Raw genomic sequence first — 23,588 nt, forward strand, 5'->3', positions numbered from 1 at the left:
GGTCGGGCGTACCGTTTCCGCCCCGCCCCGCCAGGCCTCCGGAGGAACCGATGACAGCGCCGCACACCCCCGGCAGCGTCCCCGGCTCCGCCCCCCCCCCCCCCCCCCGCAAACCCCCCCCCCGCGCCCGCGGCCCCCGCCCGGGTGGGTGGCGGTCCCGGCCCCGGGTGCCCGCCCCGGGGGCCGTTGACAGGCGGTGACGCGCGGACGGAGACTGCGGGCGCGCCCCACCGGGCGTGCCCGGTGGTCCGTCCCGGTGCCGACACCGGCCCCGACGCGCCACTGCCCGTACGGATCCGCCCAGGAGAGCCCCCATGAGCATCCGCACCGTCCGCGACGTCTACGTCGTCGATGCCGTCCGCACCCCGATCGGCAAGTTCGGCGGTGCCTTCGCCGGGACCCGGCCGGACGACCTGGCCGCGCACGTGGTGCGCGCGCTGGTGGACCGTACGCCCGACCTCGACCCCGCCCGGATCGACGACGTGGTCTTCGGCGACGCCAACGGCGCGGGTGAGGACAACCGGGACGTGGCCCGGATGGCGGTGCTGCTGGCGGGGCTGCCGGTGAGCGTCCCCGGGGTCACCGTCAACCGGCTCTGCGGATCCGGTCTCGAAGCCGTCGTCCAGGCCGCCCGGGCCATCGCCCTCGGCGACGCCTCCGTCGCCATCGCGGGCGGCGTCGAGTCCATGACCCGCGCCCCCTGGGTGCTCCAGAAGCCCGAACGCGCCTTCCCGGCCGCCCACCAGCAGATGTGGTCCACCACCCTCGGCTGGCGGATGACCAACCCGCGGATGCCCGCGGAATGGACCGGTTCGCTCGGCGAGGGCGCCGAGCTCGTCGCCGACAAGCACGGCATCACCCGGGAGGCGCAGGACGCCTTCGCGCTGGAGAGCCACCGCAAGGCGGCCGCCGCCTGGGCCGCCGGGCAGTACGACGCCGAGGTCGTCCCCTACGGGGGCGTGGACCTGGTCCGGGACGAGAGCATCCGGGAGGGTTCCACCCCGGAGGCGCTGGCGCGGTTGAAGCCCGCGTTCCGGACGGACGGCACCGGTACGGTGACGGCCGGCAACGCCTCCCCGCTCAACGACGGCGCGGCCGCCCTGCTGCTGACCGACGAGGCCGGGCTCGCGGCCACCGGCCGGGAACCGCTCGCGCGGATCAGCGCGTCCGCCGTCACCGGCATCGAGCCGCAGCTCTTCGGCCTGGGGCCGGTGGAAGCAGTCGAGCGCGCGCTCGCCAAAGCCGGCCGCGGGCTGGGCGACCTCGCCGCCTTCGAGCTCAACGAGGCGTTCGCGGCGCAGGTGTTGGGTTGCCTCGCGGCGTGGCCGGAGCTCGACCCGGCCGTGGTCAACCCGCGCGGCGGCGCCATCGCGATCGGACACCCGCTCGGCGCCTCGGGGGCCCGGCTGGCCGGTTCGGTCGCGCACCAGCTGGCGGCTGCCGGCTCGGGCACCGGCATGGCGGCCCTGTGCATCGGCGTCGGCCAGGGCATCGCCCTCGTCCTGGAACGCTGACCCCACCACCCCCACCACTTGAGGCCACAGCAGCCCGAGGCCTCGCCTCCCGGACGGCCTCGGGCACCTCGGCGCGTCAAGGGCGGGCCCGCCGGTGGCGGTGCGGGCGCCGGCCCGGCGGGCTCAGCCGCGCGGCGCGGCCGCCCGCGCGCCCGCGCGGGCTCCGCGTACGCGCCGTCGAAGCGCGTGCCCGGCCAGTGCAACGGCAGCCCGTTCGACTCGCCCGCGGCCAGGTCCACGGCCGCGAGGTCGCGCACCTGCGCCGTGGCGCCGTCGGTCAGGCTCTCCAGGCGCTGGAGGCCGGGTGTGCAGACGGCCTCGGATCCGGCCGCGGCGGTCCGTCCCGCGGCCGTCGTCAGCCCGGCCACGACGATGATCGCGGCCGAGGCCGCGGACATGCTCCTGCTCATGTGGTTCCCCCTGGTACCCGGGAGCGGCTCATTCCCCGGTGCAGCGGCACGTCGGCGACGACGACCGCCGCCCGCGCTGCCCCTCCCGACCCCGGGGCCCGGGGGCGATCATTTCCGGTCACCGGCCCCGGGCAACTGCCCAATAACTGAACACAAGTGGCGCCCGCGGTCTGGCACGATGGCGCGTGCTGCCGCCCCCCGCCCCGAACTCCCCACCCGGAGGCCCCGCGCCATGCCGCTCCTCGATCCGACCCTCTGGCAGGACGGACCCACTCTCACCGGCGGCGCCGCTCCCGTCGTCGAACCCGCCACCGGACTCACCCTCGCCACCCTCGACCTGGCCGCCCCCGCGGACGTCGCGGACGCCGCCGTACGGGCCCGGGCCGCGCAGCCCGCCTGGGCGCGGGCCACCCACCTGGAGCGGGCGGCGGTGCTGCGCCGCGCCGGCGACCTGTTCACCACCCACGCCGACGAACTCCGCGACTGGCTCGTCCGGGAGTCCGGCTCCATACCCGGCAAGGCGGCCTTCGAACTGCACGTCGCCGCCCAGGAGTGCTACGAGGCCGCCGCCCTGGCCTCGCGTCCGACCGGGCAGGTGCTGCCGAGCGAGGCCCCCCGCCTGTCCTTCACCCGCCGGGTGCCGGCCGGGGTCGTCGGGGTCGTCGCCCCGTTCAACGCCCCGCTGATCCTGGCGATCCGCTCGGTCGCGCCGGCGCTGGCCCTCGGCAACGCCGTGCTGCTCAAGCCGGACCCGCGGACCGCGGTCAGTGGCGGACTCGCCCTCGGCGCCGTCTTCGCCGCCGCCGGACTGCCGGGCGGGCTGCTGCACGTACTGCCGGGCGGCGCCGGGACGGGCGCCGCGGTGGTGGCCGACCCGCGCGTACGGGTGGTGTCCTTCACCGGGTCCACCGCCGCGGGCCGCTCGGTGGCGGAACTGGCGGGCCGTCACCTGACCCGCGCACACCTGGAGTTGGGCGGAAACTCGGCGCTCGTCGTGCTCCAGGACGCCGACATCGAGGCGGCCGTCGCCCAGGCCTCCTGGGGCACCTTCTTCCACCAGGGCCAGATCTGCATGACCGCCGGCCGCCACCTCGTGCACACCTCGCTGTACGACGAGTACGTCGAGCGGCTCGCCGCCCGCGCCGAGGCCCTGGCGGTCGGGGACCCGTACCGCGAGCAGGTCCACCTCGGCCCGTTGATCGACGCCGCCCAGCGGGAGCGCGTACACGCCCTGGTCGAGGCCAGCACCGGACAGGGCGCCAAGCTCGTCGCCGGCGGCACGTACGAGGGCCTCTTCTACCGGCCGACCGTACTGGCGGGCGCCGCCGACGACACCCCCGCCTACGCGGAGGAGGTCTTCGGCCCGGTCGCCCCGGTACGGTCCTTCGCGACGGAGGAGGAGGCCGTGGAGCTGGCCGCGGCGGGCCCGTACGGCCTCTCGCTCGGCATCGTGACGCGGGACGCGGCGCGCGGGCTGGACCTGGCCGACCGGATCCCGACCGGGATCGCGCACATCAACGACCAGACCGTGAACGACGAGGCCGTGGCCCCGTTCGGCGGCGTGGGGGCCTCCGGCACCGGCGCCCGTTTCGGCGGCGAGGCCAACCTGGACGCCTTCACCGAACTGCGCTGGACGACCACCCGCGCCACGCCGGCGGGTCACCCGTTCTAGTGACCGCCCGGCATTGCGCCCCGCCGAGCGGAATGCCGGGGGCGGGTTGTTCGTTCAGGAGACAGACGACTCAAACAGGAGGTCCGGACCCGTGGCTACAGTCGAGCTCACCAAGGAGAACTTCGACCGGACGGTCAGCGAGAACGCGTTCGTGCTGATCGACTTCTGGGCGGGCTGGTGCCGGCCGTGCCTCCAGTTCTCCCCGGTGTACGAGAAGGCCTCGGAAGCCAACCCGGACCTGGTCTTCGCCAAGGTGGACACCGAGATGCAGCAGGAGCTGGCGAGCGCCTTCCAGATCTCCTCCATCCCGACCTTGATGATCGTCCGGGACCAGGTCGCGATCTTCTCCCAGCCGGGCGCCCTGCCCGAGGCGGCGCTGACGGACCTCATCGAGCAGGCCCGGGCGCTCGACATGGACGAGGTACGGGCGAAGATCGCCGCTGAGCAGCAGGGCGAGCAGGGGCAGGGCGAGCAGCAGTAGGGACCCCGCCGCCCCGCCGCCCGCAGGAGCGGTCTCGACGCGCGGGAGCCCGGCACGCCGGAGCCCGGCACGCCGGAGCCCCGCATGCGTGACGAGGTCCCGGGCGGGCGGCGACACTGGTCCGTATGACCGAAGCCGTGGAGTACGACGTCGTGGTGCTCGGTGGGGGACCGGCCGGCGAGAACATCGCTGACCGGACCCGCGCCGCCGGGTTGAGCACGGCCCTGGTGGAGAGCGAGCTCATCGGCGGGGAGTGCTCGTACTGGGCCTGCGTCCCGAGCAAGGCGCTGCTGCGCCCCGTCCTGGCCCGGGCCGAGGCGCGGCGGGTGCCGGGGCTCGCGGCGGCCGTCCAGGGCCCGCTCGACACGGCCTCGGTGCTCGCGCACCGCGACTACTGGACGGGCCATTGGAAGGACGAGGGCCAGGTCGACTGGCTCGGCTCGATCGGCGCCGACGTGTACCGCGGCCACGGGAGGCTCTACGGGGTCCGGAAGGTCTCCGTCTCGAGCCCCGAGGGCGAGCACCACGTGCTCACCGCCCGGCACGCCGTGGTCGTCGCCACCGGCACCCGGGCCGTGATCCCCGACCTGCCCGGCATCGCGGGCGCCCGCCCCTGGACGAGCCGCGAGGCGACGTCCGCGCAGCAGGCTCCCGGCCGGCTGCTGATCGTGGGCGGCTCGGTGGTGGCCGCCGAGATGGCCACCGCCTGGCAGGGCCTCGGGTCGCAGGTCACCGTGCTCGTACGGGGCGGGCGGCTGCTGCCGCGCATGGAGTCCTTCGCCGGGGAGCTGGTCGCCGAGTCGCTGCGCGAGGCCGGCGCGGTGGTCCGTACCGGGGTGGCCGTCGAGGCGGTCGTCCGGGACGGTTCGACGGGCCCGGTCACGGTGGTGCTGGAGGGCGGCGAGACCCTGGAGGCCGACGAACTGCTGATGGCGACGGGCCGCACGCCGCGCACCGAGGACATCGGGCTGGACACCGTTGGGCTGACGCCCGGGACCTGGATCGAGGTCGACGACAGCTGCCGGGTGCCCGGGCACGACTGGCTGTACGCCGTCGGCGACGTCAATCACCGCGCGCTCCTCACCCACCAGGGCAAGTACCAGGCGCGGATCGCGGGAGCCGCCATCGCCGCCCGCGCGGCCGGCACGTCCGCGCCGGACACCGGGGCCTGGGGCGCCCACGCGGCGACCGCCGATACCCGCGCCCTGACCCAGGCGGTCTTCACCGACCCGGAGGCGGCGGCCGTGGGCCCCACCCTGGCGGAGGCCGAACGGGAGGGGCACCGGGTGCGCGCGGTCGACTACGACCTCGGCAAGGTCTCGGGCGCGGGCCTGTACGCCGACGGCTACCGGGGCCGCGCCCGGCTGGTCGTCGACCTGGACCGCGAGATCGTGCTCGGCGCCACCTTCGTCGGCCCCGGCGCCGCCGAACTGCTCCACGCGGCCACGATCGCCGTCGTCGGGGAGGTCCCGATCGACCGGCTCTGGCACGCGGTCCCCGCGTTCCCCACCATCAGCGAGATCTGGCTCAGACTGCTGGAGACCTACCGGGGTTAGTGCCGTGAGTCGCCGACCACAGACGCGGCGAACACGAGGGCCGTCCGTGAACCGCCGGGGAGTCGGGCCGGGAGCCCGGGCGACTGAATCCGAAGACCGGAGACGAGGGAGTCACCACCGTGATCGTTGTCGCCCACCTCAGCGATGTCCATCTCGACGGAGGAGGCCGGGCCGCCGAGCGCACCCGATCCGTCATGGCGTACCTGGACGCACTGCCGTACGACCTGGACGCGGTACTGGTGAGCGGCGACATAGCCGATCACGGGACCCCGGCGGAGTACGAGGAGGCCCGCACGCTCCTGCGCTCGCGCCACCCGCTGGTGATCTGCCCCGGCAACCACGACGAGCGCGTGGCCTTCCGCCGGGGCCTTTTGGGGGAGGAGACGGCCTCCGCCGAGCCGGTCGATCAAGTGCTGCGCCGGGAGGGGTTCGTACTGGCGGTGTGCGACTCGTCCGTACCCGGTGAGCACCACGGCTTCCTGGAGGAATCCACCCTGGCTCGGCTGGACGGGATACTGGCCGGCACGCCGGTGGACACCCCGGTCCTGGTCGCCTTCCACCACCCGCCGGTACCGCTGCACACGCCGTACGTCGACCAGATCCGGCAGACGGGCGAGGAGCGGTTGGCGGTCCTGGTCGAACGGCATCCGCACCTCACCGCGTTCCTGTGCGGGCACGCCCACACGGCGGCCGCGACCACCTTCGCGGGCCGGCCGCTGCTGGTGGCGCCCGGCGTGGTCTCCACGCTCCGGCTCCCGTGGGAGGCCCGCTCGGGCTCCGACGAGCACGTCCACCTCGACGAGCCGCCCGCCGTCGCCTTCCATGTGCTCGGCGACGACGGGCGGTTGACGACCCACTACCGGGTGGTCGTGGACCGCCGGTAGCTACGGCCGTCGCGGGTCCGCGTCAGCAGACCCGAGGTGATCAGGTAGCGCCGCAGTGCCGAGCAGTCCTCGTGCACCGTCCGCAGCGCGTCGTTCACCTCGGGCTCCGTGTAGTCCCGGTCCACCGCGAAGAAGGTCTCGGCGAGGTGGACGAGCAACTGCTCGCGCCGCGCGGCCCTGCGCGGGATCGCGGTGAGCCGGCCACCGGAGAAGAGGTCGGAGACGTCCCGGCGCGCGGGGGCCGGAGCGGGGTGCGGTTGGTGTTCGGTGCTCTGTGACATGTCGGCGAGCCTGGCGCACCCCGCGCCGCCCGGCAACGCAGTTTCGCCCCGCCCGACCCGCGTCGTGCACCCGTGCCCGTCCCGGGCCCCAGGTCGGGGCCCGGTCAGGAGCCCGGGTCAGGGGCCCGGGTCAGGGGCCGACAGTGATCTGCTGCGCCGGGTTGGTGGTGTCGGTGACCTTGTACACGGCGTTGAAGAGGGACGCGGTCGCGCTCGTCGGGCAGCCGAACCCGCCGGTGACGGTGACCGGGACCGAGGCGTTGGTGAAGGTCAGGCTCGGCGGAGCCCCGTTCACCCAGGTCCCGCCGACGTTCGCCGGGGCGCTCGGCGCGGCCGTGACGGTGCAGTTCGCCAGGCCGGTGGTCTGTACGACGAGGCCGCCGACCGGCACCTTCATGGTGGCGGTGATCGGGGAACCGTGCTGCATCGACACCTGCCAGGCGCCGCTGGTGGTGACCGTGGGCGTGACGCCCGGCATGCTGGAGGTGCACGAGCTGTACGTGGGCGGTGAGATCGGCGACGAGACCGGCCCGGCCGGGTTGCTGTTGCCGGGGGCGGCCGGCACCGTGCCGGTGGAGACGGAGACCGAACAGGTCACCGTCACCGAGCCGGCCTTGAAGGTGGCCCGCCCGCTGAGGGTGGCCTTGAAGGCGTGACCGGCCGGGGTGACGGTCGTCGACCCGGCCGCGGGTAAGGGCGCGGCGGTGGCGGTGACCGAGGCCAGCGACAGGGCGCCGGCGGCGGCCATGCCGAGGGCGAGCGCGCTGCGTGTACGGCTCATGGCTGTGCTCCTTGGGGATCGTGGTGCGGGGTGGGGGTGGAGGTGGAGGTGGAGGTGGAGGTGGGGCGATCGGGAACATCCCCGGCGGGGTCCGCTCGCGGGGCGGAGTCCGTGGTGGCCCCGGCCGGCGTGCCGGCGGCCGTTTCGCTGCCGCCCGTTTCGTTGCCGCCCGTCCGGAAGCCGTCCGCCTGGCTGCCGCCCGTCCGGCTGCCGTCCGGCTTCGGGCTGCCGGCCCGCTGGGCGGCGTAGGGCTGCCAGGCGAACATCAGGCCGCCGCCGAGGATGCCGAGCAGGGTGCCGATCAGGAAGCCGCCCAGATTGGACAGGACCAGGGCGGAGGTCGCGATCAGCGTGGTGAGGACGCCGGCCAGGCCGCGCTGGGCCGGCGAGAACCAGGCCGTGAGGCCCAGCACGATCATGACGACCCCCATCAGGACGGACGGGATGCCCGCCACTCCCTGCTGGAGCATGATCTTCATCGGAGCCAGCGGCAGTACGCAGATCTCGGCTCCGGCGAGAACGGCGAGCAGTCCTCCCCAGAACGGTCTGCTCCGCCGCCAGCGGCGGAAACCGGCGCGCACCCCGGAGGGGGCGGGGTCGGAGGCCGAAGCGGCGGCGCCCGGACGGTCCGGCCTTGGGGCGGTGGCGCGTTTCAGAAGCATTCCTTCTTGCCCTTGCTGACGTTCATGCTGAGCCCGGACAGCTTGAAGGTGCCGGCATTGGTCGCCCAAGCCGTCTGCTGGAGATTGGTGATGCTGACGGTGTCCGCCTGCTGGGCGAAGAGGTCCTGCATGCCCTGGGCGTCGGCGGGTCCCTTGTCGAGGGTGGAGGCGTCGCGGCCGATCTCGATGTTGCTGAAGACGGCGTCACCCGAGAGCTGGGTCGCGTCGACGAAGAGGTTGCTGGCCTCGACCGGGGTCTTCTGGCCGGCGGTGAGGTTGAGGGAGATGTCACCGATCATCGGGAGGGTGGTGACCACCGACTGGCAGAGGCTGTTGAGTTTGGCCTCCCTGATGGCGGTGACCGCTACCGGTATGAGCTCCTGGCGGGCGTTGACGTCGACGCTGCCGTACTGGGCGAAGCCCTCGCCCTCCAGGCTCTTCGCCGACACCTTGAACTGCTGCCCCGACACGGCGAAAGAGGCGGCGAGCACGCCCTGCGCGAGGGCGACGCCGAGCCCGGCGGTGACGGCGACGGCGGGGAGGGTCAGGACGGCGAACCGGCGCCAGCGCACACGGCCCGCGGCTCCGGCCGACCTGGACGACTCCGCCGTCCCCGATGACTCGGATATGCCGGACAACTCGGAAGACTCGGATAACTTCGGGGAATCTGCCATGAGATCATCCCTTATTCGGTTGTGCACCGTTGTTACCGACGAGTTGAATGTAAGAGTGCCAATGGAGGTTGGCAAGGTTCCGCGGGCGCACCTTTCCGGCCGACTCCTACTGCTCCGTACGCAGCAGTTCGGCGACCTCCGCGTCCATCCTCCGGGCCATCGCCCGCGCGAACTCCGTGGCCATGACCTCACCGGCCACCGGCCGCAGGGCCGCTACCGCCTCCGTGATGTGCTGAATCTGCGTGGCCGAAAGACGGTCCAGCCCCTCCGCACCGATCACATGCCGCCGGAACAGTCCGACGAACCGGTCCGCCAGCGCCGCCGCCTGCTTCTGTACGAAGTCCCCCGCGTCCAGGATCTCCGTGAGCGGCACTCCTTGGCGCACCAGCGTCAGCGTCGCGTCCAGCAGCCGCCTGCTCGGATGCGTGACCAGATCGCCGTCGACCGTCACGTAGCCCAGCTCCGCGGCCCGCCGGGTGTCCGCGGCGGTTGCCGTCGGGCCGAACAGCTCCCGCAGCTCGGCCCGGGTCATCGTGACCGGCTCCTCCCGGACCCAGTCCCGGGTCATCTCCCGTTCCAGACCCAGGAGTCGGGACAGGCCGCCGCCGTCCTCCCACGCGTTCAGCAGCTCGGCGATGCCGTTGACCGTGTAGCCGCGCCCCAGCAGGTCGTTGATCAGCCGCAGCCGGGTGAGGTGGTCCTCGGAGTACCAGGCGATCCGGCCCTCCCGGCGCGGTGGCGGCAGCAGCCCGCGTTCCTGGTAGTAGCGCAGGTTGCGCACTTTGACGCCGGCCGCCCGGGCCACGTCCTCCCGGCGGTAGCGCCGTGCCTCGTCACTGCCGTCCCACTGATCCACCTGGCTGCTCACGCGGCAGAGTGTAGGACGTACCGGCAGGTCACATGGCCTGAGTGCGCTCATGACGCTTGACGGCCCGCAGGACCACGAACTTCGGTTCGCTCGCCACGACTTCACTGTTGCCGAAGAGGCGGCGCAGATGCGTGTGGTACCCCATGTGACGGTTCGCCACCACCCACAGCTCGCCGCCCGGGCGGAGTACCTTGCGCGACTGCGCGAACATGCGCAGCGCCGTCGCGTCCGTCGTCGCCTGGTGCGAGTGGAAGGGCGGATTGCACAGCACCAGGTCCACCGATCCGGGCGCCAGCATCGCGACGCCGTCGCCGACGTGGAACTCCGCCGGCTTGCGGGCCGCGCGCACGTTCGCGTCGTAGGTGGCCCGCGCCGAGGCGACGGCCTGGTACGACTCGTCCGTGAAGACGACCTCGGCGTCCGGGTCGGCGACGGCGACGGCCGTGCCGACGACGCCGTTGCCGCAGCCCAGGTCCACGACCCGGGCGCCGGCCGTGTTGGTCGGGATGTTCTGGAGGAAGAAGCGGGTGCCGACGTCGAGCCGGTCCGCGCAGAAGATCCCCGCGTGGTTGACGACGGTCAGCCCGGCTCCCGAGCCCCCGTCCTCGTCCACCGTGTACGTCAGCGGCCACGGCCCGGGGGTCGTGGGCCGGGTCGCCCCGGGAGTGCCGGGCGTACAGAAGATCAACCGGGCCTTCTTCTCGGCGAGGGAGGTCTTCGTCGGGCCGAGGATCTTCTCGAAGAGGCGCAGCGTGGAGGTGTGGATCTCCTTGACCATGCCCGCGCCTACGACGACGGTCCCGGCGTGCACGTGCGGGGCGATCCGGTGCAGCTGGTCCTCCAGCAGCGCCAGGCTCTTGGGTACGCGCACCAGCAGGACGTCGATCCGCTCGGGCGGCGGGTCCTGGGTGGTCAACAGCGTCACCGTCGACTTGGACGTGCCGATTCCGGCCCGGTCCAGGTTCGCCGCGGTCGCGGAGCGGGTGAGGGCGGAATCGGTGATCTGCGTCGGGTGGTACGCGGCGAGTGCCGTCGTCAGCGTCCCCCAACGGTCCCCGAGCACTGTGATCCGGCCGGCGGAGGCCAGGTCCACCGGCCCGCGGTCCCCGGTTCCGGAGTCGAGGTGGCGCAGCAGGTACTCGTCGGCGGCGTCCCAGGCGCGGAGCCGGTCGCGCGGGTCCTCGGGGAAGCGGGTGAGCTCGTAGGAGCCGAAAGGCGTGGTCAAACGGTTCATCGTGGGCCCAGGCTAACCGAGGCGGCGCCCCGATCCCGCATGGGCGGGGCCGGGCCGGGGCGGATCGCCTCCCGTACGCCCCCGTACGCGCCCGTGCGCGCCGCCCGCGGCCGGCCCGCGAGACCGCCGCACCGTGCGGGGGCTCGCGTACCGGGCGGCGGCCGTCGGTGAGCCGGTGGGTTCCCTACTCGGGAAGGTCGCCGGCCATCGCCGCGGCCATCCGCAGGTGCGGGCGGGCCTCGGCGGGCCGCCCCAGCCGCTCCAGGGTGCGGCCGAGCATCAGCCGCGCGTAGTCCTCCACGGGCCAGCGCTCCAGGATCGCGCGGAGCTCCTGTTCGGCGCGCGAGAGCTGAGCCGAGTGGTAGGAGGCGCGGGCCAGCAGCAGCCGCGGTGCCAGCTGCTCCGGGGCCTCGCGGGCCAGCGCGTCGAGGATGCGGGCGGCCGTCGCGTACTCCCTCGCCTCGAAGAAGAGCTGGGCCCGCGCCCAGCGCTCGGCGGCCGTCCCCTGCTCGTAGTACGTCTGCGACGCGTCCATCGGGTCCCTTCCACCGTTCAGCGGGTGATTGCGCAGCCTCCAACACACTTCTGGCAGGGAACATTCCACTCCACAGGGCCCTCGCCCCCCGGCTAGGTTGTCCGTATGAGCAATCTCGATCGCCAGCCCGCTCTCTCCGCCTGCGGCGGCCGCGGTTTCGTCGTGGCCGAACCGGTGCGCGAGCTCCTCAGCCCGCGTACGGTCAAGCTCGGTGAATCCACCGAGGTCCGCCGACTCCTGCCCAATCTGGGACGCCGCATGGTGGGCGCCTGGTGCTTCGTGGACCACTACGGTCCGGACGACATCGCCGCCGAGCCCGGCATGCAGGTCGCCCCGCACCCCCACTCGGGCCTGCAGACCGTGAGTTGGCTCCACGACGGCGAGGTGCTGCACCGCGACAGCGAGGGCAGCCTCGCCACCATCCGGCCGCGCGAGCTGGGCCTGATGACCTCCGGCCGGGGCATCAGCCACTCGGAGGAGAGCCCGCGCCCGCACGCCCGCTTCCTGCACGGCGCCCAGCTGTGGGTGGCCCTGCCGGACGCCCACCGCGACGTGGCCCCGCACTTCCAGCACCACGCCGAGCTCCCGCGGGTGACCGCCCCGGGCCTGACCGCGACGGTCATCCTGGGCTCACTGGACACGGCGACTTCGCCCGGTACGGCGTACAGCCCGATCGTCGGCGCGGACCTGGCCCTCGCCGCGGGCTCGGAGACGAGGCTCCCGCTCGACCCGGACTTCGAGTACGCGGTCCTGTCGATGTCGGGCGAAGCGCACGTCGACGGCGTCCCGGTCCTGGCGGGCTCGATGCTCTACCTCGGCTGCGGCCGCACCGAACTCCCCCTGCGCGCAACGTCGGACGCGGGCCTGATGCTCCTGGGCGGCGAACCGTTCGAGGAGGAGATCGTGATGTTCTGGAACTGGATCGGACGGTCCCAAGAGGACATCGCACAGGCCCGCGAGGACTGGATGAACGGCACTCGCTTCGGCGAGGTCAAGGGCTACGACGGTACTCCGATTCCGGCCCCGGAACTCCCCGCGACCCGCCTGAAGCCCAGGGGCAGGGTGCGCTGACCTGCGACTTGTTTTGAGGGAAAGTCGGGTGCGAGGGTTGCACGATCGTTCCGCTTCTGGAGGTCGCAGGGCAGTCACCGCGGCCTCTGCAAGCGCCTGCCGATCTTGAGGTGGAGTCTCATGTGAAGCAGGCTGTGGGCATGTCCAGTCGGACGAATGTCGACCCTTTGCTGACTCTGCTGATGAGTAGTTAGATGCGGCGAGAGGAAGCTCGGTCGCGTTTCAGGGCAGGGAACCTCATGCCGAGGGATCTGGTGAGCGGACTCCCCGGCTGCAGCGGACAGCTTCAAGTGAGTACCCCTCCGAGGCTGCAGCCCACTGCGGGTTTGTCGTGGAGGCGGGCGCTCGATGTTGTGAAGGATCAACAAAGCGCGGCGGTGGAGCCGCCCGCGCGCCGGCGAGGCGGGTGTCGGTCAGCGCGGTGGAGGCACGCAGACAGGCGCTGGATCTCGTTGCACGTGAGCGGTATGAGGCTGTCGGGTCCGGGGTGGTGGGCGTGTTCGTTCGCGCGGACGGCAGCGAGGAAGGCGTGCGCGAGCATGGCGAGGGTGACCCAGCGGGACCAGGACGTGTGGCGGCGGACCTGGTGCTCGTCCAGGGCGGCCAGGCCCTTGCCGGACTGGAAGAACTCCTCCACTCGCCACCTTGATCCAGCGACGCGCACCAGCTCTGCGAGCGGCACCGGCTCGGGCGAGTAGCAGCGGTAGTAGGCGAGTTCGCCGCTGCTGCGGTTTCGACGGATCAGCAGGTGGCGGTTGCCGGGTCGGGGGTCGGCAAGGTCGATGACCGCCCAGTCGTAGTAGCGGTGGCCCTTCGCCCCGGCCCCTGCGGAGAGCTTCTGCCAGGCCCGCTTGGGCACCTTCTTGGCCACGGCGTCCGCGCGGAACTTCCCGGCACCGGTGGTGGCTTCATGCGAGCACGCGACAGCGAGGACGTAGCCGGTGCCGCGTTCCTCCAGTGAGGTTCGCAGCTTTGGGTTGCCGCCGTAGACCTCGTCGCCCGCAACCCATGCGACCCGATGGCCGGCATCCAGGAACCGGGCGACCGTACGGGCGGCCAGTTCCGGCTTGGTGGCGAAAGACGCCTCCTCCGCAAGTGAGGCAGTTGGTACTCGGCATGCTGGCAGACCTGCCTCGCAAGAACTGCTGGACCATCTCCGAGTGGGCGGGGGAGGCCACTCCGGACGGCATGCAGCACCTGCTCGGCCGGGCCAAGTGGGACGCCGACCAGGTACGCGACGACATGCGTGGCTACGTGGTGGAGCACCTGCCCGATGACCGGGCGGTGCTGGTGGTCGATGAGACCGGCGACGTGAAGAAGGGCGTGGACACCGTCGGCGTCCAGCGTCAGTACACAGGCACTGCCGGCAGGATCGAGACCGACGGGAATGCCGTGGGTCCGGGCCGCGGTCAGATCGTGCACGGGCCCGGGTAGCGCGTCCGAGGCACAGATCAGACGGCCGGCAGGATCCGCGAGCACTTGCACGTTCATTCCGTGGTGCTTCTTCCTCCCCGAGTGGTACGGGCGGTCTGCGGCGATGCGGTCGATCGGCAGCACGGTGCCGTCGAGGCTCACGTACGCCTTCTTCCGGACAGTCGTCATGGCCTGTTCCAGCGTGGGCGCGAGGGCGGCCAGGAGGTCGACGGCCTCGCGTATGTAGCGGTAGGCCGTGGCGATCCCGATGCGGAAGCCTGCGGCGAGACGGGCGTAGGTGTCGCCGCAGCGCAGGTGGGCCAGGACGAGCAGGGCCTGCCGGCCGCAGGTCAGGCGACGCCACCGGGAGCCGATGCGGTGCCGGTGACCTGCGAGAAGACCGGAGAGGTGTTGCAGGGTGCGGCTGGACAGATCGATGCCGGACGGTTAGACAAGCACGCGAAAGCTCCTGGTGGACTGGTGATCTTGGTCGTGAACCCGTCTACCAGGAGCTTTTTTCATGTGCGCTGCGGGGTCGCCCGTCCAACCACCCGTCAGGTTGGAAACGGCTCCGTGAAACAACGAGGCCAGGCCCGTCACCTGCCTTTTTTGTTGAACCATCCGAGCGACTGGACGACGGACGCGCCGATGACGAGGATGCCGAGAGGAACGACCGTGAACCAGGTGGCATCGGCTTTCATGGCCGCGAGCAGGGCGATGGCGCCGAGGGCCAGCGCCAGGAGCACAAGCATGCCCAGAAGGACACGAATCTTGGAAACCAACGGAGAACTCTCCAGTGTTCGGGCGGGCTCTATCGACCAGACAGCGTTCGCTACCCGTTGGACAGCTGGCGACGGTTGCCCAGTAGGGAGTCAGCAAGCTGCCCGGCGTGACACCACGGCTCCGTCAGGAAGCTCATGGGTGAGTCTCCCAACTTCTCTCCCGAGGCACCAGTAGAACTACGTAATCGAATACGTAGGTTCACCGGGCGGGGCGGGGCGGGGCAGCGGCCAGCCGTACAGTGAGCCGTTGCCAATCTCACCTGTCGGATGGCCAGTTGGCCTGACGGACGGATGAAGCCCCTGGTAGATGGGTTTTCGACCCAGAGAACCGTCTCCACCAGAGGCTTCGTATGCTTGTCTACCCGTCCGGCGTCGACGTTTCCAGCTCTGCCCTGCGCTTCCTCACTGCCCGCCTGAGGGAACACCGTCGTGTTCTCGGCACCCGATGGCGGCGCCTGAGCGCAGGTGGGCAGGCCCTGCTCACTCTCGTCCACCTCCGCAACGGCCAGCCGTATGCCCAGCTCGCGGCTGGTTTCGGGATCGGCGCCACCACCGTCTGCTTGGCGAACCCGCCGAAGCCGTCCACCGCGCGGGTGACCGCGCCGATCCCGCCGACCTGCACCACCTGGGCCTTCACCAGGGCGAGGACTGCCGGGGAGACTCTGCCCTCCAGCCGCGTCGCGACCTAGCCCACCGACGCCTCCTCATCCAGGCCCTCCAGGGCCTGGCGGGCTTCGGCGGTCATGGCCGCGGCCTTCGCGAGGTCGTCGTCCGGGAGTGGTGGGTGCAGTGCCATCGGCGGCTGCCGCCCAGCGCCAATTAGGAGGCGACGAAGCGGATCCGTTCCGGCGCCCGAGGAGGACCTGAGCGGCTTGCCGCCGCCCAATTTCCTGGCCGAACGCCGCCCAGGCGGCTGCGGAGGGGCCTGCAGTAGGCGCAGCGCCTGGGCGGGGAACGGAATGGCGGCCGTGCTCAAGGCAAGGGCCCTGATCCTGGGTGTCCTAGGTTTCGGGCGGCACAACGCACTGAGAGCTGGACTCCCGCACGGGGGCGGGTGTGCGGGAGTCGGCGCCGTCCTACTTCTTGACGTAGAGCTCCTGGTACGGCGTGAACGGGAGTGCCTGGTGGCAGAAGTACGCGGTCCACTTGCCGTCCGCGATGCCCGCCTGGCCCGCTGCCCGGCAGGCCGCGGCTACGCCGCGGAAGGACTTCTCGTGGACGTAGCCCGCGGGGGGCATTCCGAAGCTCGACGACGAGGCCAGCGGTTGCGGTGCGGAGGTTGCGGCGAAGGCCTGGGGAGCCGCCGCTGCTAAGGCGGTGGCGAGGACCGTAGTGTGCAGGACGCGTCGTATCGAGCGGTTCATATTGAGTTCCCTTCGGTGGGTGGGGTGGTGCTGGATCATTCCTCGCTGCCTTGGCCGGCACCGGGTTCGGCTGCCTGCTCCGGATCCCACGCGGCGATGTCGCGGAGAGCAGCCAAGTGGCGAGCCAGGGCCAGGCGTCCCTGAGCCGTCAAGGAGAGCCAGGTACGGGCCCGCTTGCCGACGAAGGCTTTGCGGACCTTCACGTACTCGGCCTGCTCCAAGAGCGTGATCTGCTTGGAGAGGGCCGAGTCCGAGATCTCGATGGTGTCGCGGAGCGTGCTGAAGTCGGCCTCGTCGACCGAGGCCAGCGCGGCTGCGATGGAGAACCGCACCGGGGCGTGGATCAAGGTGTCGAGGGATTTGCGGGGATGCGTCACGGCATGGCCCCGGGGGTGCGGGCCGCCTTGCGTTCGAGCACGCCGATCACGAGGAAGGGCATGCCGCACAGGACGGCTCCCGGCACCCACCACAGTGGGTCACCCGAGAAGAACACGGTGCCGAGAGTGACGACGAGCGTGTAGACGGCCGCGCCCGACGTCGTCGTGAGGGCGTACAGAGTCCGGTAGTGCCGGGGCAGTACCGGCCGCGTCGCCGTGTAGATCACCAGGGCGAAGAACGGAATGAGCAGGACGACCGGAACGGCGTACTGCGCGGAGGGCTCGATCAGCAGTCCGTAGACGGCCGTCATCACCATCATCGCCAGGCCGAGCAGGAACACCACTGGGCCGGGTCGCCGGTTCCCTCCTCGCATCCGGGACGCCACCGCGTCCGCCGATGCAAGGGCTTCCCTCGCTTCGTTCTTGTCCATCGTCACGCCTTTCGCTGGGGGATTTCGTCGCATGCCGGTGCCTAAGCGCCCTCACCCTGGTCCCACTTGAAGGTGCGGACGGCGAGGACGACCGCCGCGGCGGTGGTGACGGTGACGACCAGGACGGACAACCACACCGGGTGGGTCGGCTCGCCCTGGGGCATCTGCGTGAGCATGAGGTCCGCGAAGAAGGACGTGGGCAGCAGGCTCAGCGTGGTGCGAACGGCATCGGGCAGGAGTTCGAGCGGGAACGCCAGACCGCTCAGGAACAGTGCCGAGAGCTGTACGAGCGTACCGACGTTGGTGGCGGCGTCCGGCGAGGCCAGACGGCCACCGATCAGGTACCCGACACCTCCGAACATGGCGAGGCCGAGCAGTGTGATGCCGAAGAGCGCCGGGAGACTGCTCGGTTCCACCTTGCCGAGGGCGACCCCCAGCACGAGCAGGACCGCCGCCTGGACGGTGACCATGAGAATCCTGGCGATCATGTGGGTGAAGACGAGACGGGCCCGCCCCAGGGGTGTAGTGCCGAGGAGCCGAAGCGTTCCCTTGGCGCGCAGGCTGGCCAGCGGCCCGGCGGTGACGGTCAGAGCTGCGCTGGTCACGGCGAGGAAGATGGCCATGGGGAAGACCAGTTGCAGGAAGTCCGGGGCTCCGGAGTCCTTGGGCATGGTGAAGCCGAGGCCGAGGAAGATGCCCAGCATCCCGAAGGGGAAGAACAGCGCGAAGTAGAAGTACTTCGCATCGCGTACGAGCTCCCGGGCGTGCATGAGGGTCAGCGCACGCGAGGACGACGACATCACGCCATCACTCCTTTCGTCTCCGCGGCACCGTGCTCGGCGGGCGGCTGCGCGCCGTCGCCCGCTTCATGGAAGGGGACACCTGTGAGGAGGCGGAACACCGCTTCCAGGCCGGCCTCCTTGATCTGGATGCGACGGGCTCCCATCGGGCCGGCCAGCAGGGCGAATGCCGCGTCGGAGTCGCTGGTCCGCATGATGACCTGGGAGTCGCCGCCGGAATCGCGGCTGTGGACATGGGACACCCCGGGCACGGCACGCAGCCGTGCGAGGTCGGTGCCGACCGGGACGGTGAAGTGCACCTCGCGTTCGGGTGCGTGGGTGTTGATCAGATCCTGCGGGGTTCCGCAGGCGGCGACCCGGCCCTTGTGCAGCACGGCGACCCGGTCGCATAGCACCTCGGCCTCCTCCATGGAGTGCGTCGACAACAGGACGGTTCCGCCGGCCCCGCGGTGCGCGCGGACCGCGTCCCACAGTTCTTGCCGCGCGTTCGGGTCCATGCCCGTCGACGGTTCGTCGAGCACCAGCAGACGGGGGCGGGAGATGAGCGCCGTGCCGACGAGGAGGCGCTGTCGCTGTCCGCCGGAGAGCTTTGACACGCGGACGTCGCGCGAGGCCGACAGGCCCATCCGGTCGATGATGGTGTCGGCGCTCTCGGGGTCGGGATAGAGCGAGGCCCAGACGCGGAGAAGTTCCGCCACCGTCTGCTGCTCGAACACGGCAGCGTGCTGCGGCTGGATCGCGACGTACTTGCGGATCTCGTCCCGCTGCGCCACGGGGTCGTATCCGAGGACCCGGACGGTGCCCCCGGTGGGGCGGCGTAGGCCGACGAGGGTCTCGATGGTGGTGGTCTTGCCGGCTCCGTTCGGGCCGAGCAGGCCGAAGATCTCTCCCGGCCGGACCGAGAGGTCGATGCCGGCCAATGCGACGACGTCCCCTTCGGGGCCCGGGTACCGCTTGGTGACGTTCTCCAGCAGGATCGCCGCGTCGTGGCGCGGGCTTTGTTCAGCCATTCCGCATCTGCCTCTCATCGGGTTTCACCGAGGTCTTGCCGTGCGTACCGCTGTCTTGCCAGATTGGCATTCACTTTCCAATTTGGCAAGTGGTTGCGCGAGAGGTAACGACATGTGGAACAGCCCTAGTTGGCGGACGCGAGTACGCCCAGGAGGCACTCCTCGGCCGGAACGAAACCCCACCGGTTCAGGTCCATGTGCAGGTAGTGGAGGAGCAACTCCGCCCGTGGTACGGGGTTCTCGTCGGCCGCCGCGGCGTCGAGGACGCGCACGACCGTTCCGGTGTGCCGCACCGCGCTCTCCCGGAGAGGGGCGTCCAATCGCCCCTCGGCCTCCGCGGTGCCCTGCGCGGCACGGTGGAGAAGGCTGCGCAGCACCGCTTGGTCGGGTGCGGCCATGCGGAGTTGCCGCCCCCACTGGCGGCGGTGGGCGGTCCAGAACGCCGTCTGTGCCGGAAGGTCGGGGAGCGCCGCCGGGACGAGACTCCTCATGTACGAGACGGCCAGCGCGGCCCGCTCGAAGAGCGGGGTGAGGCTGCCGATCCGCTGGTCGACGTACCACGCGCAGGAAGCCGTGAAGAGCTCCTCGGCCCTGGCGACCCCGCGTGCGCCTCCGTATTTGGCGAGTTCCGGTGAGTAGAGGCAGCACCGGACCTGTTTGACCATCGGCAATCCCAGCGGCACGGAGCCCGGCACGAGGCGCTCCGAGGAGGCAGGCTGGTCGAGCGCCTGCAACAGTGCGACGAGCTCGGGCATGCGTCCGTAGACGCGGTCGATCCCGTCGGCGGAGCACCTGAGGCGCAGCCGTAGGTGATGGCCGCTCATGTCCCAGTAGCGGGTGAAGAACCAGGCAGATGCCGCCTCTTCGGCAGCGCGCTCGGCCAGCCAGGGGATCAGCACCCGGGTGGACTCGTCTATGGCGTCCGGGTGCCCCGGGAAGGCGCGGACGTACCACCAGTCGGTCTCCGTGTCGGGGTCCGTTCGGTCCGTACGGTGCGCGGTCGGCATCATCGGTTCTCCTCGGGCCAGGCCAGCAGGGCTACGTGCTCGGTGACCCTGGGCCGGCCGAGGGCGTCGCGCTGGGCGTGCAGGGGACGCCCGGGAAGTGCCTCCACGAGCCGGAGGTGGCTGGTCTGCGGGCTGAGCCAGTGGTGGAGGACCCCGACCGACAGCGGAGAGGCCAGGGACACCCACATGGGTTTCCGGTCGGCCGTCATGCCGGGCATGCTGCCCGGGCCGCCGAGCTGGTGCACGAAGACCTCCTCGGGAATGCCGTGCGCGCGCCGGAAGGCGTCGAGCCGGACGGCAAGACCGGTCGCGTCGTGCTCGCCGCCCTCCGGGCGGGGGATCTCGGCGGCCGGCACGATCCACGAGGCGCGCCGGGTGACGAGACGGTGTGCGGGACCGTCGGTCATGCGCGGAAGTTCCACCACGCCGTCGCCGCAGAGCGGTCCCAGCTCGTGGGCCTTCGTCATCGTGTAGTCGGAGTGAAGCGAGCCGTTGACCCAGGGATCGGCGAGTACGGCGAGCAGCCGGACGTAGGACTGGAGCAGATGCTGAGGGATGAGCCCCAGGTAGGCCAGCCCGACAGGATGGCCGTCAGGGTCGAAGAGGGACAGCGTGTCGGTGCGGGCGTCGTGGATGAGTACGGTGTCGTCCAGGGTGATCCCGTTCACGGCCTCGACCTCGCCCGGCAGGACCAACGGCGGCAGCAACCCGCCGCATTCGGACTGCACGGTGTTGCAGTCGGTCCACACCACCAGCTCGCGGCGGGTCACGCCGGGCCAGCAGCTTTCCATTTGCGCGGCGAGACGTTCGCGGAAGCCGTCTCCGAGAAGTCGGCCGAAGCGGCTGAACAGCCCCCCGGTGCCGGCACCGTACTGGTTGACGACGAGCCGGTAGCTGCCCGCCTCGATGTCGGCACGGCTCGCCGCCTCCAGCTGGAAGAAGACTCCGGCGTTCGGCGGGGCGCTGGTCGGCCCGACCGGGAGCCAGGCGCGGTCCGCCGGGTCGCGTCGGCTGGCCATGTCTGCGAACAGCGCTCGGTCGAGCGGCGGATTGGCGTCCCGGTCGATGGTGAGGCGCATGAGGAAGCCGAGCGGGTCCCGGCAGACACCGCCCGCGCCGAACTCCGCGGTGAAGCTCTCCAGGAGCAGGTCGTAGAGGTGCGAGCGGAAGATATACGGCCGCATCCGCTCGCCCAGTGCTGTGAGGTCGGCCCGGACCGAGGGGACGGTCAGTGGGTCTGGCAGGTCCAGGTCCGTCTCCCGGTCCTCGTAGATCTGCCCGCTGGGTTTCCGCTCGCCCGGGTCGTTGTGCTCGTTCCACGCGGCAGTGAGGTCCCGGAGCTCCGCGGCAGCGGAGACCCGCCCCTCGGCGTCGTGCCGCCACACGCCGTCACCCAGGTCGTGGGCCCGCGACAGCTCGCTGCGCCCGATCGGGGACGCGGCGGTGTCGCCCTGCAGCAGCGCGGCAAGAACGGGGAATGGTGCCTCGCTCCTGTCCCATGGGGGGATGGGCTGTAGAACTCCGGTGTCGATCAGGCGGACGAACCGGGCGAAGGGCCGGGCACCGCCGACGGCGGCGAGGAGTTCGGTGAACGTGGCACCGGATCGAAGGCCGGCCAACGCGGGCATGGCGTAGTCGGCCTCGACGGCCCGGTCGTGGCGCCACACGACGCCCTCGGTGATGATCGTCTCGCTGTGGAGCAGCAGGCCCTCGGGTTCGGTGGCGGTGCCGGGGCGCACGGGGGCGACGCGGTAGCGCAGCAGTCCGGCCGTCGACGGGTCGCGCGCGAGCCGGCGCAGCGCCAAGTAGGCCATGGTCGCCGAGGTGCGGCTGCGTACGCGGCCCCGTCCTTGGAACCCGGCCTCGCCGACCGTGGTCAGCCCGGAGAAGGGACTCGTCTTGACGGCGGCGCGGGCGACGTACGAGTACAGCGTCTTCAGTTGCTTCGCCGACCGGGCCTTGTGATCGCGGTGCCGGATCCAATCGGGCGCGGCGACCGCCAGGGATGCGGCGAAGCCGGACGCTCCCGCGCCGTCGGCAGTGTCCCCGCCGTGTTCGAGGGTGCGGTGCAGGGCTGCGACGGCGTGGTCCCGGTCTTCGGCGAGCTGGGCGGTCAACTGTTCTAGCAGCGCGTGCCGTTCGTCGACAAGACGCACCCAGTCGTCCAGGAGGCGGGCCGCGTCGGGGGGGAGGCGCTCTGACAGGCGTTGCCGTACGTCCTCGTCCCACGGCAGCGGGTCCAGGCGGTTGACCGCTCGCTTGGCGGCCAGCACCCGGCGGCGTAGTGGTACGTCGTCATCGAGGCGGGGCACGACTGCGAAGAGGGCCTCGGTGAGAACGGGGGCAAGGGAGCTCAGGCGTTCCGCGGCGGCGGCGTGTTCGGCCAGCAGCTTGCGCGTGGCCGGGGCGACCAGGTCGAGGACGTCGGAGGGCAGTCCCGCCACCCGGGTCAGCACGACGGGGGAAATGACCAAGGAGGTCATCGGCCCACCGCCGAGAGGGCGAGGTCCACGGTGAGCGGGAGGGCGTGGAACATGGCGTAGGCGAGGAAACAGACGTAGGCCACGGAGAACAGTCCGTATGCCATGTGGCCGCGGCGGGCCATCTTGCTGAGGTTGGCGAGGTGCGAGGGGAGTTCCTGGCGCCGGATGGTGTGCCGCAGCAGTGCGAACGCGCGCCCCCGGGCGTTGGTGAGACCGGTCGCCGATTCGATGGCCGTGTAGCCGTCGCTGGGCATGAGCGGATTGAGGTTGATCACCAGCATCAGGAGCTGCATTCCCAGCAGCAGCGCGGCCGTGTCTCTGAGCAGTCCGGCCGAGTTCAGGGCGACCGCGCCCGACAGTGCGCAGAACCAGCCGTCGCTGAGGATGCCGGCCATGGCCAGGACGACGCGGCCGCCGCGTCCCCTGAAGCGGTAGGCGTCCGTGCGGTCCACGTAGGCGACCGGCATGAAGTAGAACAGGAGCGCGACCCCCAGCCCGCGGACCGGTGTGCCGAGTATCTGGGCTACCAGTGCGTGGGCGGTCTCGTGCATCAGGACGTACAGCAGCATCACGCCCGTGGCGATCAGGAACGCGGGGCCGGCCAGATCCTGCGGGGGCGGCATCGCAGTGAAGAGGGTGTGGAAGCCGAGCGTGTACCCCGTGAGCGCGCCGAGTGCCGCGATCAGCACCAGGAGCGTCGCCGGTGCGTTGCGCAGTACTGCGGCCACGGGTTCGAGGATGCGGGGCAGTGAGCGGGTCAGGATGATCCGTGGCATGAGCATGGACGTGCGCACGCGTCCACCGGCCTGCGGCTTGTCGGGCAGTTCCGAGCCCTCGAGGAGCCCGCTCCGGTCCAGGGCGCTCAGGAAGGTGTCGATCTGCTGGGAAACCGCTCCGGCGCGCTCCTGGTCGGCGCGTGAAAGAAAGAGGACGAGGTCGTCGCGGGTGCGGGTGCCGTCCAGATAGGTGAGAACCACTTCGCCGGCGCGGGTGATGCGGTGGTAGTTCCCGGTGACCGGATCGAAGATCAGCGGGATGTCGTCCATCCCGCGGATGACCTCCAGCTCGTCTCGGAGCTTCGGTGGCGAACTGATCACTGTCTACCTCTCCTGTACTCCCGGACGCCCGGGGCCGGCGGGCCGCGACCCGTTGACCCCGGGCCCTGCGTTGCAGGATGCTTCGAAATGAGAAGGCCGCCTTCCAGCGGCGCCGGTGACGGCGCCGCTGGAAGGGAGGGGCCGTGCCCGGCGGGCAGGTGCTGAATCGGTGTCAGCCAGTGAGGCACCGCCTGCCGGGTC

At 71.5% G+C, this 23,588-nt stretch carries 22 protein-coding genes and 4 pseudogenes; 8 read left to right on the forward strand and 18 right to left on the reverse strand.

Translation table 11 applies throughout. From position 1 onward, the window contains the following. Positions 1–314: 314 nt before the first annotated feature. The 5 genes from ACWFQ8_RS11925 (at position 315) to ACWFQ8_RS11945 (ending at position 6,517) form a co-directional block, all read left to right on the forward strand. Entirely contained in the window at positions 315–1,514 is a 1,200-nt protein-coding gene (locus ACWFQ8_RS11925) for a thiolase family protein (protein ID WP_453786061.1), read from the forward strand. Between the two features lie 642 nt (positions 1,515–2,156). Then, complete coding sequence (locus tag ACWFQ8_RS11930; protein ID WP_453786062.1) at positions 2,157–3,596, forward strand: aldehyde dehydrogenase family protein; 1,440 nt, start codon at positions 2,157–2,159, stop codon at positions 3,594–3,596. 91 nt (positions 3,597–3,687) lie between these two features. After that, positions 3,688–4,077, forward strand: coding sequence for a thioredoxin family protein (locus ACWFQ8_RS11935; RefSeq protein ID WP_453786063.1), 390 nt, complete (start codon positions 3,688–3,690; stop codon positions 4,075–4,077). Between the two features lie 125 nt (positions 4,078–4,202). After that, the gene (locus tag ACWFQ8_RS11940) at positions 4,203–5,633 is read left to right on the forward strand and encodes a dihydrolipoyl dehydrogenase family protein (RefSeq protein WP_453786064.1); all 1,431 of its coding nucleotides are present in this window, start codon (positions 4,203–4,205) and stop codon (positions 5,631–5,633) included. Positions 5,634–5,752: 119 nt separating this feature from the next. Beyond that, on the forward strand, positions 5,753–6,517 hold the full coding sequence (locus ACWFQ8_RS11945) for a metallophosphoesterase (RefSeq protein WP_453786065.1): 765 nt from the start codon (positions 5,753–5,755) through the stop codon (positions 6,515–6,517). Here ACWFQ8_RS11945 and ACWFQ8_RS11950 read toward each other — a convergent pair. The 7 genes from ACWFQ8_RS11950 to ACWFQ8_RS11980 all read right to left on the reverse strand — a co-directional run bounded on the left by ACWFQ8_RS11950 (position 6,490) and on the right by ACWFQ8_RS11980 (position 11,552). Further along, complete coding sequence (locus ACWFQ8_RS11950; RefSeq protein WP_453786066.1) at positions 6,490–6,798, reverse strand: DUF2087 domain-containing protein; 309 nt, start codon at positions 6,796–6,798, stop codon at positions 6,490–6,492. The genes ACWFQ8_RS11945 and ACWFQ8_RS11950 overlap by 28 nt on opposite strands. Before the next feature lie 130 nt (positions 6,799–6,928). Beyond that, a complete protein-coding gene (locus tag ACWFQ8_RS11955) occupies positions 6,929–7,579 on the reverse strand; it encodes a hypothetical protein (RefSeq protein WP_453786067.1) in 651 nt (216 codons plus the stop codon). Further along, positions 7,576–8,241, reverse strand: coding sequence for a DUF6114 domain-containing protein (locus ACWFQ8_RS11960; protein ID WP_453786068.1), 666 nt, complete (start codon positions 8,239–8,241; stop codon positions 7,576–7,578). The genes ACWFQ8_RS11955 and ACWFQ8_RS11960 overlap by 4 nt, the downstream gene beginning before the upstream one ends. Next, the gene (locus ACWFQ8_RS11965; protein ID WP_453786069.1) at positions 8,232–8,813 is read right to left on the reverse strand and encodes a DUF6230 family protein; all 582 of its coding nucleotides are present in this window, start codon (positions 8,811–8,813) and stop codon (positions 8,232–8,234) included. Before ACWFQ8_RS11965 ends, ACWFQ8_RS11960 begins: the two co-directional genes overlap by 10 nt. A gap of 208 nt (positions 8,814–9,021) precedes the next feature. After that, on the reverse strand, positions 9,022–9,783 hold the full coding sequence (locus ACWFQ8_RS11970) for a MerR family transcriptional regulator (RefSeq protein ID WP_453786070.1): 762 nt from the start codon (positions 9,781–9,783) through the stop codon (positions 9,022–9,024). 28 nt (positions 9,784–9,811) lie between these two features. Continuing rightward, positions 9,812–11,008, reverse strand: coding sequence for a methyltransferase (locus ACWFQ8_RS11975; protein ID WP_453786071.1), 1,197 nt, complete (start codon positions 11,006–11,008; stop codon positions 9,812–9,814). A gap of 193 nt (positions 11,009–11,201) precedes the next feature. Continuing rightward, positions 11,202–11,552, reverse strand: a complete 351-nt coding sequence (locus tag ACWFQ8_RS11980) for a tetratricopeptide repeat protein (protein WP_453786072.1) — start codon at positions 11,550–11,552, stop codon at positions 11,202–11,204. 105 nt (positions 11,553–11,657) lie between these two features. Here ACWFQ8_RS11980 and ACWFQ8_RS11985 point away from each other — a divergent pair, with 105 nt between their 5' ends. Beyond that, positions 11,658–12,623: a pirin family protein gene (locus ACWFQ8_RS11985; protein ID WP_453786073.1), complete on the forward strand. Its 966-nt coding sequence runs from the start codon at positions 11,658–11,660 to the stop codon at positions 12,621–12,623. A gap of 436 nt (positions 12,624–13,059) precedes the next feature. On the opposite strand, the pseudogene ACWFQ8_RS11990 reads toward ACWFQ8_RS11985, so the two are convergent. Then, positions 13,060–13,737 (reverse strand): annotated as a pseudogene (locus ACWFQ8_RS11990) (IS701 family transposase); the annotation flags it as partial. Between ACWFQ8_RS11990 and ACWFQ8_RS11995 the strand changes: the two are divergent. Then, positions 13,719–14,000, forward strand: a pseudogene (locus ACWFQ8_RS11995) (transposase); the annotation flags it as partial. The pseudogenes ACWFQ8_RS11990 and ACWFQ8_RS11995 sit on opposite strands and share 19 nt — an antisense overlap. On the opposite strand, the pseudogene ACWFQ8_RS12000 reads toward ACWFQ8_RS11995, so the two are convergent. Beyond that, positions 13,986–14,474 (reverse strand): annotated as a pseudogene (locus tag ACWFQ8_RS12000) (transposase family protein); the annotation flags it as partial. The pseudogenes ACWFQ8_RS11995 and ACWFQ8_RS12000 sit on opposite strands and share 15 nt — an antisense overlap. A gap of 158 nt (positions 14,475–14,632) precedes the next feature. Further along, on the reverse strand, positions 14,633–14,788 hold the full coding sequence (locus ACWFQ8_RS12005; protein ID WP_453786074.1) for a hypothetical protein: 156 nt from the start codon (positions 14,786–14,788) through the stop codon (positions 14,633–14,635). Between the two features lie 380 nt (positions 14,789–15,168). On the opposite strand from ACWFQ8_RS12005, the pseudogene ACWFQ8_RS12010 reads away from it, so the two are divergent. Next, positions 15,169–15,373: pseudogene (locus ACWFQ8_RS12010) on the forward strand (transposase family protein); the annotation flags it as partial. Positions 15,374–15,894: 521 nt separating this feature from the next. Here the strand turns inward: ACWFQ8_RS12010 and ACWFQ8_RS12015 are convergent. From ACWFQ8_RS12015 to ACWFQ8_RS12050, 8 genes are all read right to left on the reverse strand, one after another. Next, positions 15,895–16,182: a hypothetical protein gene (locus ACWFQ8_RS12015; protein ID WP_453786075.1), complete on the reverse strand. Its 288-nt coding sequence runs from the start codon at positions 16,180–16,182 to the stop codon at positions 15,895–15,897. A gap of 35 nt (positions 16,183–16,217) precedes the next feature. Then, positions 16,218–16,559, reverse strand: a complete 342-nt coding sequence (locus tag ACWFQ8_RS12020; RefSeq protein ID WP_453786076.1) for a winged helix-turn-helix domain-containing protein — start codon at positions 16,557–16,559, stop codon at positions 16,218–16,220. After that, complete coding sequence (locus tag ACWFQ8_RS12025) at positions 16,556–16,990, reverse strand: hypothetical protein (protein ID WP_453786077.1); 435 nt, start codon at positions 16,988–16,990, stop codon at positions 16,556–16,558. The genes ACWFQ8_RS12020 and ACWFQ8_RS12025 overlap by 4 nt, the downstream gene beginning before the upstream one ends. Positions 16,991–17,031: 41 nt before the next feature. After that, positions 17,032–17,790 carry an ABC transporter permease gene (locus ACWFQ8_RS12030; RefSeq protein ID WP_453786078.1) on the reverse strand — a complete coding sequence of 253 codons (759 nt, stop codon included), beginning with the start codon at positions 17,788–17,790 and terminating at the stop codon, positions 17,032–17,034. Further along, the gene (locus ACWFQ8_RS12035; RefSeq protein ID WP_453786079.1) at positions 17,790–18,800 is read right to left on the reverse strand and encodes an ABC transporter ATP-binding protein; all 1,011 of its coding nucleotides are present in this window, start codon (positions 18,798–18,800) and stop codon (positions 17,790–17,792) included. Before ACWFQ8_RS12035 ends, ACWFQ8_RS12030 begins: the two co-directional genes overlap by 1 nt. A 125-nt stretch (positions 18,801–18,925) precedes the next feature. After that, on the reverse strand, positions 18,926–19,810 hold the full coding sequence (locus ACWFQ8_RS12040) for a lantibiotic dehydratase C-terminal domain-containing protein (protein ID WP_453786080.1): 885 nt from the start codon (positions 19,808–19,810) through the stop codon (positions 18,926–18,928). Further along, a complete protein-coding gene (locus ACWFQ8_RS12045; protein WP_453786081.1) occupies positions 19,807–22,290 on the reverse strand; it encodes a hypothetical protein in 2,484 nt (827 codons plus the stop codon). Before ACWFQ8_RS12045 ends, ACWFQ8_RS12040 begins: the two co-directional genes overlap by 4 nt. Further along, positions 22,287–23,387 (reverse strand): hypothetical protein, encoded by a 1,101-nt coding sequence (locus ACWFQ8_RS12050; RefSeq protein WP_453786082.1) that lies wholly within the window; start codon positions 23,385–23,387, stop codon positions 22,287–22,289. The genes ACWFQ8_RS12045 and ACWFQ8_RS12050 overlap by 4 nt, the downstream gene beginning before the upstream one ends. Positions 23,388–23,588 lie beyond the last annotated feature (201 nt).

The organism is Streptomyces sp. NPDC055254 (genome assembly GCF_053606025.1).